General features: G+C 36.4%; 14 protein-coding genes. 5 read left to right on the top strand and 9 right to left on the bottom strand.

Annotated elements, in window-relative coordinates:
- Genes lpxB through GFO_RS14010 form a run of 3 tightly spaced genes read left to right on the top strand, consistent with a single transcriptional unit; the run spans position 1 to position 3,746 of the window.
- A complete protein-coding gene (gene lpxB, locus GFO_RS14000; RefSeq protein WP_011710814.1) occupies positions 1-1,113 on the top strand; it encodes a lipid-A-disaccharide synthase in 1,113 nt (370 codons plus the stop codon).
- A 7-nt stretch (positions 1,114-1,120) separates the two neighbouring features.
- Entirely contained in the window at positions 1,121-1,669 is a 549-nt protein-coding gene (locus GFO_RS14005; protein WP_011710815.1) for a C40 family peptidase, read from the top strand.
- A gap of 34 nt (positions 1,670-1,703) precedes the next feature.
- Positions 1,704-3,746, top strand: coding sequence for a ComEC/Rec2 family competence protein (locus GFO_RS14010; RefSeq protein WP_011710816.1), 2,043 nt, complete (start codon positions 1,704-1,706; stop codon positions 3,744-3,746).
- 3 nt (positions 3,747-3,749) lie between these two features.
- On the opposite strand, the gene GFO_RS14015 is transcribed toward GFO_RS14010, so the two are convergent.
- The 4 genes from GFO_RS14015 to GFO_RS14030 all read right to left on the bottom strand — a co-directional run bounded on the left by GFO_RS14015 (position 3,750) and on the right by GFO_RS14030 (position 9,808).
- Positions 3,750-4,292 (bottom strand): thioredoxin family protein, encoded by a 543-nt coding sequence (locus GFO_RS14015; RefSeq protein WP_011710817.1) that lies wholly within the window; start codon positions 4,290-4,292, stop codon positions 3,750-3,752.
- 89 nt (positions 4,293-4,381) lie between these two features.
- On the bottom strand, positions 4,382-6,169 hold the full coding sequence (locus tag GFO_RS14020) for a peptide MFS transporter (RefSeq protein ID WP_011710818.1): 1,788 nt from the start codon (positions 6,167-6,169) through the stop codon (positions 4,382-4,384).
- Positions 6,170-6,203: 34 nt separating this feature from the next.
- On the bottom strand, positions 6,204-7,580 hold the full coding sequence (locus tag GFO_RS14025) for a peptide MFS transporter (RefSeq protein WP_011710819.1): 1,377 nt from the start codon (positions 7,578-7,580) through the stop codon (positions 6,204-6,206).
- Positions 7,581-7,597: 17 nt separating this feature from the next.
- Complete coding sequence (locus tag GFO_RS14030; protein ID WP_011710820.1) at positions 7,598-9,808, bottom strand: S9 family peptidase; 2,211 nt, start codon at positions 9,806-9,808, stop codon at positions 7,598-7,600.
- 183 nt (positions 9,809-9,991) lie between these two features.
- Between GFO_RS14030 and GFO_RS14035 the strand changes: the two genes are divergently transcribed.
- Together GFO_RS14035 and GFO_RS14040 are read left to right on the top strand one after the other, a co-directional pair.
- Complete coding sequence (locus GFO_RS14035) at positions 9,992-11,305, top strand: hydroxymethylglutaryl-CoA reductase, degradative (RefSeq protein WP_011710821.1); 1,314 nt, start codon at positions 9,992-9,994, stop codon at positions 11,303-11,305.
- Positions 11,305-12,237, top strand: a complete 933-nt coding sequence (locus GFO_RS14040) for a GYDIA family GHMP kinase (RefSeq protein WP_011710822.1) — start codon at positions 11,305-11,307, stop codon at positions 12,235-12,237. The genes GFO_RS14035 and GFO_RS14040 overlap by 1 nt, the downstream gene beginning before the upstream one ends.
- A 504-nt stretch (positions 12,238-12,741) precedes the next feature.
- Here the strand turns inward: GFO_RS14040 and GFO_RS14045 are convergent.
- From GFO_RS14045 to GFO_RS14060, 5 genes are all read right to left on the bottom strand, one after another.
- Positions 12,742-14,862 carry a peptidylprolyl isomerase gene (locus GFO_RS14045; protein WP_011710823.1) on the bottom strand — a complete coding sequence of 707 codons (2,121 nt, stop codon included), beginning with the start codon at positions 14,860-14,862 and terminating at the stop codon, positions 12,742-12,744.
- Between the two features lie 94 nt (positions 14,863-14,956).
- Positions 14,957-16,243: a hemolysin family protein gene (locus GFO_RS14050; protein WP_011710824.1), complete on the bottom strand. Its 1,287-nt coding sequence runs from the start codon at positions 16,241-16,243 to the stop codon at positions 14,957-14,959.
- A 5-nt stretch (positions 16,244-16,248) separates the two neighbouring features.
- Positions 16,249-16,440, bottom strand: coding sequence for a hypothetical protein (locus GFO_RS18140; RefSeq protein WP_011710825.1), 192 nt, complete (start codon positions 16,438-16,440; stop codon positions 16,249-16,251).
- A complete protein-coding gene (lptC, locus tag GFO_RS14055; RefSeq protein WP_232501932.1) occupies positions 16,433-17,059 on the bottom strand; it encodes an LPS export ABC transporter periplasmic protein LptC in 627 nt (208 codons plus the stop codon). The genes GFO_RS18140 and lptC overlap by 8 nt, the downstream gene beginning before the upstream one ends.
- Positions 17,004-18,377, bottom strand: a complete 1,374-nt coding sequence (locus tag GFO_RS14060) for a hypothetical protein (RefSeq protein WP_011710827.1) — start codon at positions 18,375-18,377, stop codon at positions 17,004-17,006. The genes lptC and GFO_RS14060 overlap by 56 nt, the downstream gene beginning before the upstream one ends.
- Positions 18,378-18,389 lie beyond the last annotated feature (12 nt).

Genomic DNA, 18,389 nt, shown 5'->3' on the forward strand with positions numbered 1-18,389 from the left:
ATGAAATACTACATCATTGCAGGCGAAGCTTCCGGAGACCTCCATGCTTCTAATTTAATGAAAGCTTTAAAAGAGGTTGACACAGATGCCAATTTTCGATTCTGGGGTGGGGACCTCATGGAAAATCAGGGAGGAAAGCTTGTTAAGCACTACAAGGAATTAGCCTTTATGGGCTTTTCTGAAGTGATCATGAACCTGAGAACTATTTTTAGAAATATTAAATTTTGCAAGCAGGATATAGAATCCTACAATCCCGATGTGATCATTTTTGTAGATTATCCCGGTTTCAATATGAGAATCGCGGAATGGGCTAAGAAAAAAGGATATCGAACCAGCTATTATATCTCTCCGCAAATTTGGGCCTGGAAAGAAAACAGGATCAAAAAGATAAAACGGGATGTGGATGAAATGTACGTGATCCTTCCGTTTGAAAAAGATTTCTATACTGAAAAGCACAATTTTCCGGTACATTTTGTAGGACATCCCTTGTTGGATGCTATAGACAACAGACCTCTTGTGGATATTAAATTATTCAAAAAGAACAATGGTTTAGATAACCGACCAATTATCGCATTACTCCCGGGCAGTAGAAAACAAGAAATAGAAAAAATGCTGAACGTGATGCTTAGTATTACTTCAGAGTTTAAAGATTATCAGTTCGTTATTGCGGGTGCACCGAGCCAGGATAAAGAATTTTACCGGGGTTTTATTAAAAAATCCAATATCAGTATTATTAAGAATAAGACTTATGATGTACTAAGTATCTCCCATGCGGCGTTGGTTACTTCGGGAACCGCTACTCTGGAAACTGCACTTTTTAAAGTTCCGGAAGTTGTATGCTACAAAGGAAGTTATATATCCTATCATATTGCAAAAAGGATCATTAACCTGGATTATATTTCCCTCGTAAATTTGATCATGGACAGAGAAGTTGTAACAGAATTAATTCAAAATGAATTCAATACAAAGAATTTAAAAACTGAACTTACTAAAATTCTCAATGAAGAAAATCGCAAAAGGATTTTTGAAGATTACTTTGAGCTTGAGCAAAAGCTAGGTGGGAAAGGTGCCAGTAAAAAAACTGCTGAATTGATTTATAATAATATCAAATGATAGTATCATGAGAGGACTTTTTCTAAAATCGACAGTTTTAATTTTTAGTGTTTTCCTGCTTGCTTCCTGTGGTTCTTCCAGGTCAAGGGTTGTAACCACTAAAAAAGAGGCTAATAGATCTGAAAAAGCCACCCAAGTCTATGATCGTAATCCTTCGGCAGAACCCGAGGATAAAACAGCCTTTAAAGTGATTCGCACTGCTAAGAAATTTGAAGGTACCAAGTACAAATATGGCGGCACCGATAAAAAGGGAATGGATTGCTCCGGGTTGATTTACGTTTCTTTTCTCGAAGAAGGTATTTCCATGCCTCGTACTTCCCGGGCCATGTCATTAGAAGGCAAGCGATTGTATTTAAAGGAAGTGAGCGTTGGAGATCTTCTTTTCTTTGAAACCAATAAGAACCGAAAAGTAATTAACCACGTCGGTCTTGTGGTAGAAGTAGCTAATAACGAAATCTATTTTATCCACTCCTCTACTTCCAGAGGCGTTATTATTTCCTCATTATCAGAATCTTACTGGTATAATAATTTTGTAATGGCGCGCAGAGTGATTTAATTTTTTTATACCTTCAGATTACAAAATTTAATCATTGAAGGATTTCCGTTTTATATTTCTACGACTATCTTTTTATCTAATCTTAGGAATACTTACGGCATTTTATTTTTCAGTAAATGTCGAGACTCTTTTAATTGCTGGCGGACTCATTCTCAGTCTGTTTATTTTGGCCTATTTCAGAGCCAGAAGCAAATTTTTTCCTGATGCATTCTTCGGAATTGCATCCTTTCTTCTGATATTTTCCCTGGGTTTTTCTACCGCCTATTTAAATATTCCGAAAAATCAGAAAGATCATTTTATAAATCAGGATATTGAAAAGAACCGGCAAACAATTCTCCTCGCCAGTATTTCAGAAGAATTAAAACCAACGGCATTTTCCCAGAAGTTTATACTGGAAACCGAAAATTTAATCTTCGGAAAAGAAAACCTTAAGGTTAAAGGAAAAATATTACTAAATCTAAAAGCCGATTCTTCGAATATTTCAGTTTTAAAGCCAGGAATGCAGGTTTTGGTTCCGTGGATTCCAGAAGAGATAAAGCCTCCTTTAAATCCTTTTCAATTTAGTTATAGAGACTATATGAATCGACTGCAGGTAGAACGACAAATCAATACCGATATGTCAAAAATTGGCATTAGAAGTACTGAAGAAAATAACCTTCAATCCTATTCCTGGAAATTGAGGGAACGACTCATTTCAGATTTAAAAGAGCATGAATTTGGCAAAGATGAACTGGCAGTTTTTCAGGCTTTGATCCTTGGACAAAGAAGAGAGATAAGTAATGATCTTTACAAAAATTACGCTGCTGCCGGAGCCATTCATATCCTGGCAATCTCCGGTCTTCATATAGGGATATTATTATTTATTCTAAATTTTCTCCTTGGAGGTCTAAATAGGTTTAAATATGGAAGACTAATCAGAGTTATTTTATTGATCGCTTTGCTATGGAGTTTTGCAATTTTAACTGGTTTAAGCCCATCGGTAGTTAGAGCGGTAAGCATGTTTTCATTTATAGCCGTGGGCCTTCAAATAAAACGGAAGACAAGTGTTATGAATAGTCTCTTTCTTTCCCTGTTTATTCTTCTACTCATAAATCCCTATTATCTTTTCCAGATCGGGTTTCAACTGAGCTATCTGGCGGTTTTTAGCATTATTGTATTTCAACCGCTAATTTATGGGCTTTTCAAACCTAATTTAAAAGTCATTAACTATTTATGGCAGCTTAGTTCCGTAAGTATCGCGGCACAAATTGGCGTAATTCCGCTTAGCTTATATTACTTTCATCAGTTCCCGGGGCTTTTTCTTATTAGCAATCTCGTTATTCTGCCATTTCTAGGAATTATTTTAGCTATCGGAATTATTGTGATCATACTTGCTTCAGTTAATTTGCTCCCCGCTTTTCTCACCAAATCCTTCGATTTTATCTTAAGCTTACAAAATCAATTTATAGAGCATATTGCAGGGATAGAATCCATGATTTTCAGCAATACTGACATAAGCTTAGCTCAAACATTATCAATCTACTTAATCTTATTAGGATTATTATTTATCATTAGAAAAGTCACTTACACACGCGTATGCTTTGTTCTTGTAGGTATCTTTGTTTTTCAGGCATCTACTTTTTATTACCAGAGAACTATACCTGTAAATGAAGCGATCATTTTTCATAGATCAACGAAATCTGTTATTGGTACTAAAAGGAATGAAAACCTCAATATTTATTCTAATGAAGATTCCAAGAATACCTTTTTGAAAGAATACATCAGGGAAAGAAATATTCAAAATACTAAGTTTAAAGAAGTGCCTGAAATAATTGATCTTTCTAATAAACTCACATTAATTGTTGATACCATCAGGAATTATAATTTAAAGAATTTTCATCCAGAAATTCTTATCCTGAGAAATTCACCAAAAGTAAACCTGGAAAGACTCATAAATAAGTTTTCACCAGAGCAAGTTGTAGCAGATGGAAGCAATTATTACTATTTAGTAAAGCTTTGGAGAGAAACCGCCAAATATAAAAAAATCCCTTTCCACTATACCGGTGAAAAGGGAGCTTATTTTATAACTAAGGATTAAATTCTAACTGGAAAAGGTGCCTTTAAATTCTTCCTGATATTTCTTCCACTCTTCATCAGTTTTTACTTTTTTATAATCATCTGTGGCAAATATTTTCAAAAAGATCTCAAGTTTCTGCGGGGTTAAATAGCCTTTTACGGGCGTTAGAAATTTAGCATTTTCATCAAAAAACACCATCGTGGGATATGCATTTACTCCCATTGCCAGTGCAAATTGATGCACAGCATTCCTGCCTTTTCTTTTAGGATCGTAATTGGGGTTTTTAAATACCTTATCATTAAAATTTACCACCTCTTCCCCTTCGGCATTAAACTTTACAGCGTAATAATGCTTATTAACATATGCCGCTAGATCTTTATTGGAAAAGGTATTCTTATCAAGCATTTTACAGGGACCGCACCAAGTGGTGTACGCATCAACGAATATTTTCTTAGGATTTTTCTTTTGGGCCTCTAAAGCTTCATTCATACTCATCCACTTAATTTCCTGAGCTTGCAATGAGCCAACAGCAACTAATAGGAAAGTGAATAAAAATAATTTCTTCATATTTTAAATTTAAGTAAAACTGTTGAAAACAAAAAGCGTTCCTAAATAATTTGGGAACGCTTTCAATCAAATTATATCGAAATTCGAAATTATCTAATTCCGTGCATTAATTTTTTTAATATTGGGTTTAACAAGGCCACTAGTATTCCTCCAGCTATAGGAACTATGGTAAATATCAGGAAAAAAGTGGAGAGATCGTATTGCTGTGTCACAGACTCGATCATTCCACCTAGAGAACCTGCAAGTTTATTTCCAATTGCTATTGCCAAATACCACATTCCAAACATAAAGGCAATCATTCTGGCCGGAACAAGTTTACTAACATATGAAAGTCCTAATGGTGACAAACAAAGTTCACCTAAGGTATGCAGGAGATAGGCTAAAATCAACCAAATCATGCTAACCTTTGCTCCGTCTACCATTCCGCTTGAGCCCCATGCAAGTAATCCAAAGCCTAAACCTAATAGGATAAGACCAAAGCAATATTTAAATGCGGCAGATGGATTATATTTACTCTCCCACCATTTAGAAAAGAAGGAGGCGAAAACAATAATAAAGAATGAATTGAGAATACTAAACCAGGATACCGTGATCTCGGTAGTATCTGCTGAAAATTCTCTAACAAGCATCCAGATAACCAGGCCCCAAATTCCTGCGAAACAAATACCCAGAATTATATTAGAACCTGGAATTCTCGCAAAAGTTTGCTTCCATAGAAGGTATAGCACCCACGTTATAATTGCCAATGGCACTACTGTTAGTAATGCATTGAAAATATTAAAAATATTTGCCGAGTTTCCTATGAGTACTCTGTCTACATTATCACGTGCGAAAATGATCAAGGAAGATGCTCCCTGCTCAAATGCCATAAAAAAGAACACAGTAAATATTGCAAATATGATGACTGCGATAAGCCTGTCTCTTACGACCTTGGTATACCTTGAAATTCTTGAAATAACCAGAATAAGAAAAAGAACAAGACCAATTAAAGCCATTCCTATGGGTCCGGATAAAGGTTCTCCACCAAAATCAAAAGGCATAACTACTGGTAAAAGATTTAAATCGGCAATTCTTGATGCAGGGTCATTTATTAAGTATGTAAGTCCTATTCCGGCAGAAGCTACTACCAGAATCTTATCTAAAAGAGTAAAAGGATTTGGTTTGTGTGAAACTCCTGAATTTTCTTCTTCTTTTAAATGTTTTTCTTCTAATTCTTTATCAGGCACCCCACCTATTTTACCAAATAAAGGCTTTGCCAGCCAGAATTGAAGGGTTCCTAAAAGCATAAATATTCCGGCGAGACCAAAACCCCAGCTCCATCCAATCTTTTCAGCAAGGTATCCACAAAGCATCATTCCAAAGAATGCACCGGCATTTACTCCCATATAAAAAATGGTATAAGCACCATCTTTTTTATCGGTTTTACCTTCATACATTTCAGAAATTATGGATGTAATATTAGGTTTAAAGAAGCCGGTTCCAATCACCAAAAGGCCAAGGCCAAGATATAAAGAAGTTTCAGTTTCCAAGGCCATAGAAGCATGTCCAAGCGTCATAATTGCCGCCCCAATGATCACTGCCCAACGATACCCGGTAAATTTATCGGCTATAAGTCCACCTAAAATAGGTGTTAAATAAAGTAGCCCGGCGTAGGTACCGAAAAGCGCACCCGCATTCTCTGCCGTCCATCCCCAGCCGGGATTATCAACTCCTACAATTGCCATTGTGAGAAAGTTGACCAGTAGTACCCTCATTCCATAGAACGAGAATCGCTCCCACATTTCAGTAAAGAAAAGAACAAATAAACCTGCAGGATGCCCTAGAACTTTACTTTTAAAAAAATCGTTCTGGACTTCAGAGGATGCTTGAGCATTCATATTTATAACTTAATTAATTAGAGAAAGCTAAAAATTATTCAACTGTAGTTTCTTTAGGTATTCCTTCTTGAATGGTAGCATCTTCAGCACCATGCGTAAGTCTTTTTAGAGGTTTTAGCAACATAATCACGATAAGACCTATTAACGTCCAGATAACTGCGATTCCTGTAAAGACCTCGAATTCTCCTAAAGACTGAGCTGATTCTCCAATTAGACCGGCAACCTTATTACCGAGACCCGTTGCTGCCCAGTACATACCCATTATTATAGAAGCGTATTTTAAAGGAGCAAGCTTTGTAATAAATGAAAGCGAAACTGGCGATGCACAAAGCTCTCCAATTGTATGGAATAAATATGCAAGAATCAACCAGTACATAGCAGAAGAACCTGTTTCTTCATATTGAACTGAAGCCATACTCATAAATCCAAATCCAAGAGCCATAATTATAATCCCTATCGCCATTTTGAAAATAGAAGAAGCTTCTTTTCCTCTTTTCTTCCATTTAAACCAGAATGCTCCTACTACTGTAGCAAACGTAATTATAAAGAATGAATTTACCGATTGAAAAACCGATGCAGGCACTGTAAATCCAAGTATCGTACGATCAGTTTTTTGTTGAGCATAGAGGTTCATCAATCCTCCAGCCTGTTCAAAAGCAGCCCAGAAAAGAATGATTAATAAGAAAGAAAGAAGAAGGACTTTTACCCTATCCTTTTCAATACTAGTTAGTGGTTTATCCAGAATAGCTTTATCTGCATCATTTTTTCTAGAAATTAGGTTACCAACATGTTTAAGGTGTTTTTGCCCCCACATGTAAACTAACTGGCCAAAGAACATTCCGACAGCAGCAAGACCGAATCCCCAATGCCAACCATATTTCTGTGCAAGGAACCCACAGGCAATTGGTGCAAGAAAACCACCAATATTAATTCCCATATAGAATATATAAAATCCAAGATCCCTTCTTTCGTCACCTTGCTTATAAAGTCCGCCGACCATTGAAGAAATGTTTGGCTTTAGACCTCCCACACCTAGAATAATGAACAAACATCCAATATAAAAAGTCATTTCAGAATCAAATGCCAGTACCGAGTGACCTATACAAAGTAGGATACCCCCAAGTAAAACTGTTTTCTTTTGTCCAAGAAATTTATCTGCGACCCATCCTCCAGGAATAGACGAAACGTAAACCAGCATGGTATACCAACCATAAAGTTCAAGAGCCTCTTGATTGGTCCACCCAAAACCCGGATTATCTCCTGCGGTTTCAGCTACTAAAAATAATGTAAATAGAGCACGCATTCCATAATAAGAAAAACGCTCCCATAATTCAGTAAAAAACAGGATATAGAGACCATAAGGATGTCCAAATAGTTCTTTCTGATTCTCAATTGCTTTAGCTTTATTCATGTTTATAGGTTAATTTCTTAAAGTTTTTCGAGTATAAAATCGGTCATCTTATTATAGAGGTGCAGTCTTGTGTTACCTCCATAAATTCCATGATTTCTATCAGGATAAATCGCCCAGTCAAATTGCTTATTTGCCTGGATAAGCTCTTCTACCATTCTCATCGTATTCTGAAGATGTACATTGTCATCTCCACCACCATGTATTAGTAAATAATCTCCTTTTAGTTTTTCCACATGATTTAATGGAGAATTTTCATCATATCCTGAAGCATTTTCCTGCGGAGTTCTCATATACCTCTCCGTATAAACGGTATCGTAAAACCTCCAGCTCGTTACCGGAGCAACCGCAATGGCCATAGAAAAAGTATCATTTCCTTTAAGGATAGCATTTGAAGACATAAAACCTCCGTAACTCCATCCCCAAATCCCAATTCTGTCTTTATCTATATAACTTCTTTCTCCTAATTTTTGCGCTGCTGAAATTTGATCTTCAACTTCATATTTTCCAAGTTCCTGGTACGTTACTTTTTTAAATTCGGCTCCTTTAAATCCGGTGCCACGACCATCTATACAAACAATGATATAACCTTTATCGGCTAATAGCTGGTACCAGTAATCATTACTACTGAAATAAGAATTTGAAACCGACTGGGATCCAGGTCCTGAATATTGAAACATCAATAATGGATATTCCTTATTTTCATCAAAATCTGAAGGTTTGATCGTCCACATATTAAGATCGTTCCCATTGATATTTATGGTAGAAAGCTCTTTTGGAGAAAAACCATAAGGCTCATTCTTTTTTAATAATTCACTGTTATTTAAGATCTCACGAACCTGCTTCCCATCTTTTGTTCTATGTAATGTGTAGACGTGAGGAGTCTCCACATTAGTGAATGAATTGATGAAATAGGTATAATCTGCGCTAAAAGAAGCTGAATTCATCCCAGTTCTCTCCGTAAGTCTTTTTTTGTTTTTACCGTTTGGTTTAACTGAATAAACATCTCGGTTTACGCTTCCATTTTCAGTACTTTGATAATAAATTTTATCCGCTTTTTTATCGTAACCGTAATAATTGGTTACTTCCCAATCACCACTGGTTACCTGATCCAGTAACTCTCCTTGCTCATCATAATGATAAATATGATTGTAACCGTCCTGTTCGCTGGTCCAGATAAAACTATTGTCTTCTAGGAAGGTCAGATTATCTGTAATATCAACATAAGCCTCATCGGTTTCATTTAGAACAACCGTTGCGTCATTATCTTCAGCATCTACAAAAATAAGGTCAAGATTGTTTTGATGTCTGTTTAGCACCTGAACACTTAGCAACATTGGATCTGCCGACCATTTGATTCGTGAAATATAAAAATCACTGAAATCTTCAGAAGTTTTAGCTTCAGAAGCTACATCATATTTATCTCCAAGATCAATTTCTTCAGAATTTTTAAATTTCACATCGTACATATGAAGACTAACTTTAGAATTAGCCTCCCCTGCTTTCGGGTATTTAAAAACCTGTTGCGTAGGGTAAAGATCTTTTCCAAAAAGATCCATTGAAAATTCCGGCACTTCAGTTTCATCAAATTTCAAAAAAGCCAGTTTTTCGCCGGTTGGATTCCATTCAAAAGCTTTTACAAAAGAAAACTCCTCTTCGTAAACCCAATCTGTGATTCCGTTAATGGTGCTATTTATCTCACCATCCTTTGTAACCTGAGTTCTTTCATTTGTCTTCAGGTCTAAGATGTATATATTATTGTCAAAAACATAGGCCAGTTTTGAAGCATCCGGAGAAAATGAGGCTTCCTGAACCTTATCTTCACTTACCTTTTTCAGATCTTTAGATTTTACATCATACACGTAGAATATTTCTCTTGAAGACCTTCTATAAATAGGTTCAACCTCTGTAGATAATAAAATCTTATCTTCTTTTTTGCTGAATTTGAATCCTTGGAAAGAATCGATCTTATCAAGATCGTTACTACTTAATAAAGTTCTTGTTTTCTTTCCAGATTTATAGCTGTAAACATCAATACTGGCAGCACCGCTTTCACGATCTCTATTCAGTACCACATATTCTTCACCGTTATTTAAAGATTGTAGCGATTGAAGTCTCTCTTCGCGGAAAGTTCCACTCCATATTTCTTCGAGACTAACTTCCTTTTGTTGTGCCATAAGCACAGAAGATGCTGCTAAAATAAAAGCAACGAGTATTTTAGGGAATTTCATAAAAATTAGAGAATGTTTAATGCAGGCCAAGTTTACTAAAATTTAATTAAAAAATGACTATCCAGGTTTGTTAAATACCAATAATCTGTTAAGAAAAAGGCCGTTTTAGATTCTTCATCCAACCGATTTTATGCCTGTCTAAAAATATGCTTTGTATCTTTGGACTCCTGAAATACCCAAAAAATGACAAAGCCCGTAAACGGATTCTCAAAATTTAGTAAATCTGAGAAAATAGCATGGCTGGCAGAGAATTATTTAGCCGAAAATAAAAAAGCTGTTTCAACTCTTCAACAGTACTGGAACGATGATGAAAAATTACAAAAGCTTCATGATGAATTCATTGAAAATACAGTCTCTAATTTCTATCTACCCCTAGGCCTGGCACCCAATTTTCTTATAAACGGGAAACATCATGTTTTGCCAATGGCTATTGAAGAAAGTTCTGTTGTGGCCGCGGCCAGTAAGGCTGCAAAATTCTGGAGCGAAAGAGGTGGATTTAAAGCAACAGTAATAAATCAAAAGAAAATAGGGCAGGTACATTTTCTTTATACCGGAGATTTTTCAAAACTAGAGAAGCTCTTTAAAAATATAGAACCGAAATTTCGGGAGTCCGTAAAATCCATTACCAGAAATATGGAAAAAAGAGGCGGTGGTATTTTAGAGATCGATCTTATTGACAAAACACAGGATCTTAAAAATTACTACCAGCTTTTTGTCAAATTTGATACCAGAGATTCTATGGGAGCAAATTTCATCAATTCCTGTTTAGAGAAATTTGCAGAAGTACTTCAGGAGGAAGCCTCGAAAGTTCAGGATTTTACTAAAGAAGAAAATCTTCAGATAATAATGAGCATACTTTCTAATTATGTCCCGGAATGTATTGTTAGAGCTGAAGTATCCTGCCCAGTTAATGAGCTCTCTGAAGATAAAAATATGAGCGGAGAGCAGTTTGCAGAAAAATTCGTTCAGGCGGTTAAAATAGCCGAAATTGAGCCCTACAGAGCTGTTACCCATAATAAGGGGATTATGAACGGTATAGATGCCGTGGTATTGGCCACAGGAAATGATTTTAGAGCGGTAGAAGCCGGGATTCATGCGTATGCTTCAAGGAATGGCAGTTATTCCAGCCTTACTCACGCTTCGGTTGAAAACGGAATTTTTAAATTTTGGATGGAAATTCCTTTAGCCCTGGGAACTGTTGGAGGACTCACAAGTTTACATCCACTTGTAAAACTAGCTTTGGATATTCTTCAAAAACCATCTGCCAGTGAATTGATGGAGATTACGGCGGTTGCCGGACTGGCCCAAAATTTCGCAGCGCTTAGATCACTCACCACCACTGGAATTCAACAGGGCCATATGAAGATGCATCTTATGAACATCTTAAATCAAAACGAGGCCACCGAAAATGAGAAGGAGAAGATGGTGGAATATTTTACACATCATACGATTACTCACAGCAGCGTAATTGACCAATTGGAAAAAATAAGATCTTAATGCAAAAATTCAGAAGTAACGGAAAAATACTACTTACCGGCGAATATGCCGTCTTAAATGGAGCAAAATCCCTGGCATTACCAACTAAAATGGGTCAGAGCATGGAAGTTTCCGAGGCCCAAAAAAATAGAATTTCCTGGACGAGTTACGATGAAAATGATAATATCTGGTTTCAATCAGATTTTGAATTTGAAAATGGAGATTTTACACATATCATTTCCTTAGAAGATCAAAAGGATTTAGAAAAGCAAGAAATTGCAAAAAGACTTCGGCAAATATTAAAGGTGGCATTTAGTAAGAATTCGGAAGCTTTTTCTGATAAGGGATATATCATTAAAACCAAACTGGGTTTTAATAGAAAATGGGGTCTTGGCACCTCTTCTACCTTAATCAATAATCTTGCTCAATGGCTAAAAATTGATCCATACTATTTACTTCAAAATAGTTTTGGTGGAAGTGGTTATGATATTGCAGCAGCCGGGAGCAATCTTCCTATTACCTTTCAATTAACAGATAATGGTCCGGTAAATTTTACCGCTGATTTTAATCCGACCTTTAAGGAAGAGCTATTTTTTGTCTACCTAAACAGAAAACAAAACAGTAGAGAAGCCATAGCTCACTATCGAAATCAGCCAATGGAAGATATTCAGGGCCTCACTGATAAAATTTCAGGAATCACAGAACAGATCATTAAGAGTGAAAGCCTGGAAGAATTTAAAATATTTCTGAAAGCACATGAAACCTTGATCTCAAAGGTGATCAATATTCCAAGAATTCAAACAGAATTATTTTCAGATTATCCCGGAATGATAAAAAGCCTTGGAGGATGGGGCGGAGATTTTATTCTTGCCACCGGTATGGAAGAAGAAAAGGAATACTTCAGAAAAAAAGGCTACCACAGTATTTTCGATTATCAGGATTTGATCAAATAAAATATAACCTATTAGCCAATTGCTTATAATTTGGTCAGATATTAATTAAATCATTGTCGTGCGACAAAAGATCTAAGATCGCTTCGCTGATAGATTTAAGACGTTAGACTTGGACATTAACCAATTGAAAATGAATGCTATATTGACGCTAATTTTTCAAAAAAAACATTCCTAGTTTCCAATAGCATGCTCCTGAATGGTGAAACAGCCTAAGGCTAACCTTCAATTATTTAACCGGAAAACACGGATATTAAATTGAAAATCGAATTGATATCTTTAATACTGCCAGCTTGGAGTGAAGTTGATATCACCTGACCACTAAAATTGGGCTTCGACTGCGCTCAGCCTGACATTATTTAAGGAAATTTATTTAAACTACGTAACTAATCACCGACCTGTAAAGTAAATTTCTTAATGGTAAGCCCATGGGCGTTAAACTCTCCTAGAATAAAAAAGCCTCAGTAAATACCGAGGCTTTTCATTATTAAATATTATTTCAGAAGTCTAGTAAAATCTAGCTCTGTTATCTTCAATTTCAGCTTTCTTTTTAAGAGCATCAAAAATTCTCATAGTAGCCTGAGCTCTACGAGCAGCACTTTCCTGCTGAGCAAAACCTTTATAAGAATCCATTGTAGGTGCTTCAAATTTGCTTACTAATTCTGCAACATACACTCCTTTTTCCCCGGCTATAGGTGAGCTAACCTTTCCTGGTTCTAAAGAGAACACTGCTCCAACAACCTCTGGCTCTTCACCTGCTCCGGCTAAAGTAGGGCTACTCAAGTTTACAGCATCGGCATTTTGAACACTTACTCCCTGATTATTTGCAATTTCCTGAAGTGAGCTTCCTTTTAACCTGTCTTTAATTAATTTAGCTTTTTTCTCTTTCCTAAGAATTGGAGTAACTTCTCCTGAAGCCTCTTCCACGCTCATAAGTCCCTTATCTCTCTTAGAAGTTAACTGAGCTACTACATATCCGTTATTTGTTTCGAATCTTCTAACGTCACCAACTTTGGCTTCATCTTCAAAGGCCCATTGGATTACTCTACGTTGTGCTCCGGCACCAGGAATATTTTCCTCTAAAGCCTTTACATCTTTTACCGTACGTACTTCATAATTTCCTTGCTTTGCAATATCTCCAAAATCACCTTCTGAAGCTGAAATTTCAAATTTCGTTACTTCATTAAATAAGTTGTTCATTGTCTTTTCAGAAGCCTGAATCTCTTTTGCGATCGTTGCAACTTTTACTGCTCTTGCAGCTTCGGTTTGATCGTCTATAGAAATTACATGGTATCCAAGTGGCGTTTCTACAACTCCAACATCTCCTGTTGAATTATCAAAAACGTAATTATCAAATGCAGGAATCATTGTCCCCGGAACGAAATATCCAAGATCTCCACCCTGCTCTTTATTTGAACCATCGGCAGAAAATTCTGATGCCAATTCAGCAAATTTAGCATTGTCGCCTTTTACCACACCTGCAATACTATCAGCTAAAACTTGAGCTTCCTCTTTAGAACGGCTTACACCGGCACCAAGCTGAGACCCCTGATAGGTTACCAGGATATGACTGGCTTTTACAGAATCTGGAATATTCTTAGTTTGAATTACTTTACTCAATTTCCAGTAACCATTCTCCTCATAAGGACCGTAAGTCTCTCCCTCATTTAGGCTGAAGATCGCTTCGGCATTATTCCCGGAAAAATCATTTCTGAATTTGAATCTATTTTCAAAAGGCAGATCTGAATTATTACCCACAAAAGTGGCATAATCATCGGTATTGTCAAATCCAGCAAGTGTATCGTTAGCTCCAACTGCAGCATTATATTCTACTCGCTGATTTCTCAATGAATTTAAAGTCTCTTTTGCCTCAGTCTTATCATCTCCCGAAGCACTTTCTTCAAAGATCACATATTGCAGACTTCTTGAAGCTTCTGTTTCAAAACGGGAAGAATGATTATCCAGGTAAGATTTGATATCAGATTTTGTCACTTCAACTTCGCTATCTGGAACTGAAGAGTAAGGAACCTGAACAAACTTCATATTAATATTATCATTTTGAAGTCTATAAGCTTGCTCTCCTTCTATAAGGGTAGCACCTACTCCGGCACCAACCATATTATAATAGCTATTCATCTTAGCAGTTTCAGCAAGATTCGAAGTGAATTGTTGCCATTGCTCATATGCTTGCGGAGAAGTCTCCTTTAAATTTGCAACATATTCTCTCAATCTGTTCTCATCGAACATTCCAGCCTCATTGGTGAAATTTGGATTATTTGCCATTTGAGTACGCACAAGTTGTGTAACCTGAGCTTCACCAGCTCTAATTCCAAGTTTTTCAACCTCTTCTTCAAGAATTACCTGTCTCAACTTTTGCTCCCAGATACGGTTTACCGCCTGGGTTGTGCTCATGTTGTTACCCATGTTTCTTTCAAAAGCTTCTACCTCACGTGCAAACTCCTCTCTACCAATCTCATTACCGTTTACGGTTGCAATGGTATTCTGGGAACTTTGAGAAGCCATTCCTCCGTTTCTAATCACATCAGCTAAAACAAAAGAAAATAAAGCTAGTGCAATGATGATAATCAAGAAAACAGACCTTTGTCTGATTTTATTTAATACTGCCATTTGAATGTATAATTTATCAAAATATAGGGGGCGAAAATAAGGTTTTTAGCCTAATAATAAAATTTAAAATTAGCAAATTCTTAACTTTAAGGCTTTAATCTTCAGGATTGATTTTAAGCTCTACTAATTCTATTTTTGTATTGGAAGTTTCCAGGATTTTTATTTCGAAATCCTCAATAGTTATGATCTCTCCCTGCTGTGGGATTTCCTCAGTATGGTTCACTATAAAACCACTTAAGGTTTCATAATTCTCCCCTTCAGGAATTTCAGTTCTATAAGTTTCGTTAAGATAATCTACCTCAAGCCTGGCCGAAAATTTAAAATGATCTTCCCCCAATTTCTCTTCAATTAAAACAGCAGAGTCATGTTCATCTTCAATCTCTCCAAATAATTCCTCTACAATATCTTCTACCGTCATCATTCCGCTAGTGCCACCATATTCATCTATAACCACAGCGATACTTTTCCTCTTTTTAATAAGGATGTTCAGTACATCTTTCACCCACATGGTTTCAGGAACAAAAACAACCGGCAGTAAAATAGATTTTATAGACTTGGGCCTTTTAAAAAGTTCAAAAGAATGAACGTAGCCAATAATATCGTCTATGGTTTCATTGTAAATCAGAATCTTAGAAAGTCCTGTTTCGGTAAAAGTTTCCACAAGATCGTCTGGTGCCTGACCCTGATCTACCGCAATAATCTCGGTACGTGGAATCATAACTTCTCTCGCCTTTATATCTGAAAAAGAAAGCGCATTCTGGAATATCTGGATCTCACTGTCCACATCTTCATGCTCCTCTATCGTTTCCATTTGTTCACTGATAAAATTCCCCAGTTCAACTTTACTAAATGCTAACTGAACTTCATCCCCATCTGTTTTGAAGAAACGTTTTAATATTATATCTGAAATCCAGATAATAAAAGAAGAAACAAAGCTGAAAAGGATATAGAAGATATATGCCGGAACGGCAAAAAACTTCAACATTGAATTTGCATAGATCTGGAAGAATACCTTCGGAAGAAATTCAGCAGTAAGAAGAATTACCAGTGTTGAGATTATTGTCTGGGTAAACAGACTAAGATCTTGGATGAGATAAGTAATAAAACCGCTTTCTGTCTCTATCCCACTTAACCAGGCCATCAAGAGGTCTCCCATAAAAAACCCATAGACTACCAGGGCGATATTATTCCCCACGAGCATAGTCGCAATAAATTTCGACGGCTTTTTAGTAAGTTTTTTAAGAACCTTAGCAAGAAAATCATTCTGCATTTTTTCAATCTCAATGAAGATCTTATTGGAAGAAACGTAAGCGATCTCCATCCCTGAGAAAAAAGCAGAAAGCAATAAAGAACAAACGATAATAATTACATCAACCTCCATTCAGGCTATTTGTTTCGATCTTCATATTTACGTCTAAAACGTCTTTTAAAGAAGAACATAAAGATGGCTATACAAACAAAAAACAAAAACAAGTAAGCCCTGTTCCTTTCTGTACTCCATATTCTAAAGGCTTCAAAAAGAAAGAATGCCGCAAACAATAGGTATGCGTATTCAAAATATCTGAAAAATTTACTCATCTTTTTCTTCTTCTATAATTTGTATTCCAGTATTGGTTCTTGAACGAAAATTAGTGAAATCCTGATTAGAATCAAAACCAAGGTCTTCTGTATATGATCCGTCTGAAAATCTAATGGTATTAGGCTTATCTGTAAATATCCAGTTTCTTTCCTGATCCCAAAACAACTGACTTGCCTTCAGAACAGTGCTATCTGCAGTAACAATCACCACATTCCTCTGTAAATCTATTAGTTTAGTCTTTTCGTAGACGATCCCATAATCTGCAATTACGGTGTTTTTTTTATCCTGCTCATCAAAAAACTCTACTTCTACTCCATCGGGAAATTCACGGTAAGCAAAAGCCTTGTTTGTATAATCCAGCATTTTGGCGCTTTTTAAGGTTGCTACCAATCTACCGGAATCTGTAAACTTTAAGTTAACACCTTCAGCGATTGCCTGAGGGGCGTCTTCTTCTAAACTGAAAGCTCTTACCTGTTGTAAATTGCCTTCACATGAAAAAAGCATTGTCACGCCTATGAGCGTGACAATGCCTGAAATAATATTACTATATGTGAGTTTCATCTTATAGGCTCGGGATACGAACAGTCTCACCGATCCAGCATCCAATTGAAATAGCATCACCAGCATTTTTACTAGACTGGAATACGTCAGATTTCTGTGGAGCTCTACCTCTGTAAGCAGCCGCAGCCTGATTTGCATTACTGGCAAGAGAAGGATCTACTCTCGCTGCTCTTGAAGCATAATCTGCAGCTAACCAATATACCGCTCTTTTGTTAAACGCATTATCACCACAATTGTTTGCACTCTTAGCATACATGTTAGCGATCTGCAAATAAGCACTACCTAGGGAAGGCTTTGCATTTAAAGCTTTTCTATAAAAACTTCTTGCCTGGCCATAGCTACCTTTATCTTTGTAGTTATTAGCAATTCTATAATAGATCTTAGCCTGGTCTGATTTATTGGTTTCAAGCTCTGCAGCCTGGTTATAATACTCAAGTGCTTTTGCACTTTTTCCTTCAGACTCAGCTAACTGACCTAATGAATATGCAGATTTTGCAGATGGCTCTAAAGTATGTAGCGCTTCAGAAACCTGGATAAATAAAGGATCTTCAGTACAATCTTTAGCTGAAAGCCTTGCATTCACATTTTTCAACCAGGTAACTTCACCTTTCTTAGCTTCAAAATCTTTCTTATACAAAGGCACAAGGTTATCACAATCTGCACGTGCACCAAGTTTACCGTTAAGTGCATTCCTAACCATACTATAGTTCTTCAGGTTAATCTCTGCATTCTTTATTTTCTTAGTATCTTTTGAAGACAACTCTTCACCATCCTCTTGTTTTTTAAGAAGTGGAGCTAAAGCTTCAGCCGCATCATTCTCTTCTTTTTCTATTTTTGCATATACTTTATCGTATTGATCAAAAACATCCTGAAGATTACGGTCACCTGCATCCTGCATATCTACTACAAGATCGAAATATGCATAAAGTGCTTTAGGACTGGTAAAATTATCTACGTCTTCTGCCCAGGCTTTATCGTAAGCATTATAAAGTTCTTCTTTATCTCCTATTTTATTGTCATACTTAAGCTGAGCAATATCAGAATATACCTTTCCAGCTTTTGTTTTTTCTGGGTAAAGTTCCAATCTGGTTTCCAAAACCTCAACTAGTTCCTCCACCAATTCAGCTTTATCGCCTTCTTCAGCTTTACCTATTTTATCTTCAATAACTCTCTCCAGGTATTGGTACGTTGCAAGGCTATATTTAGGACACTCTTCCATAACTTTCATTAAAGCAGGATAAGCAGCCTCATAATTTTTTGCTTTTGCATCATCGTATGCCAGGGCAGCCATTGTTGCACAATCTCCAGATTGAGCACTTGCAGCTCCAGAACCTAACATCGCAACTGTTATTAGTGTTAGAAATCTATTTTTCATGATTTTTGTTTA

The sequence above is a fragment of the Christiangramia forsetii KT0803 genome, from assembly GCF_000060345.1.
Taxonomy (GTDB): Bacteria; Bacteroidota; Bacteroidia; order Flavobacteriales; family Flavobacteriaceae; genus Christiangramia; species Christiangramia forsetii.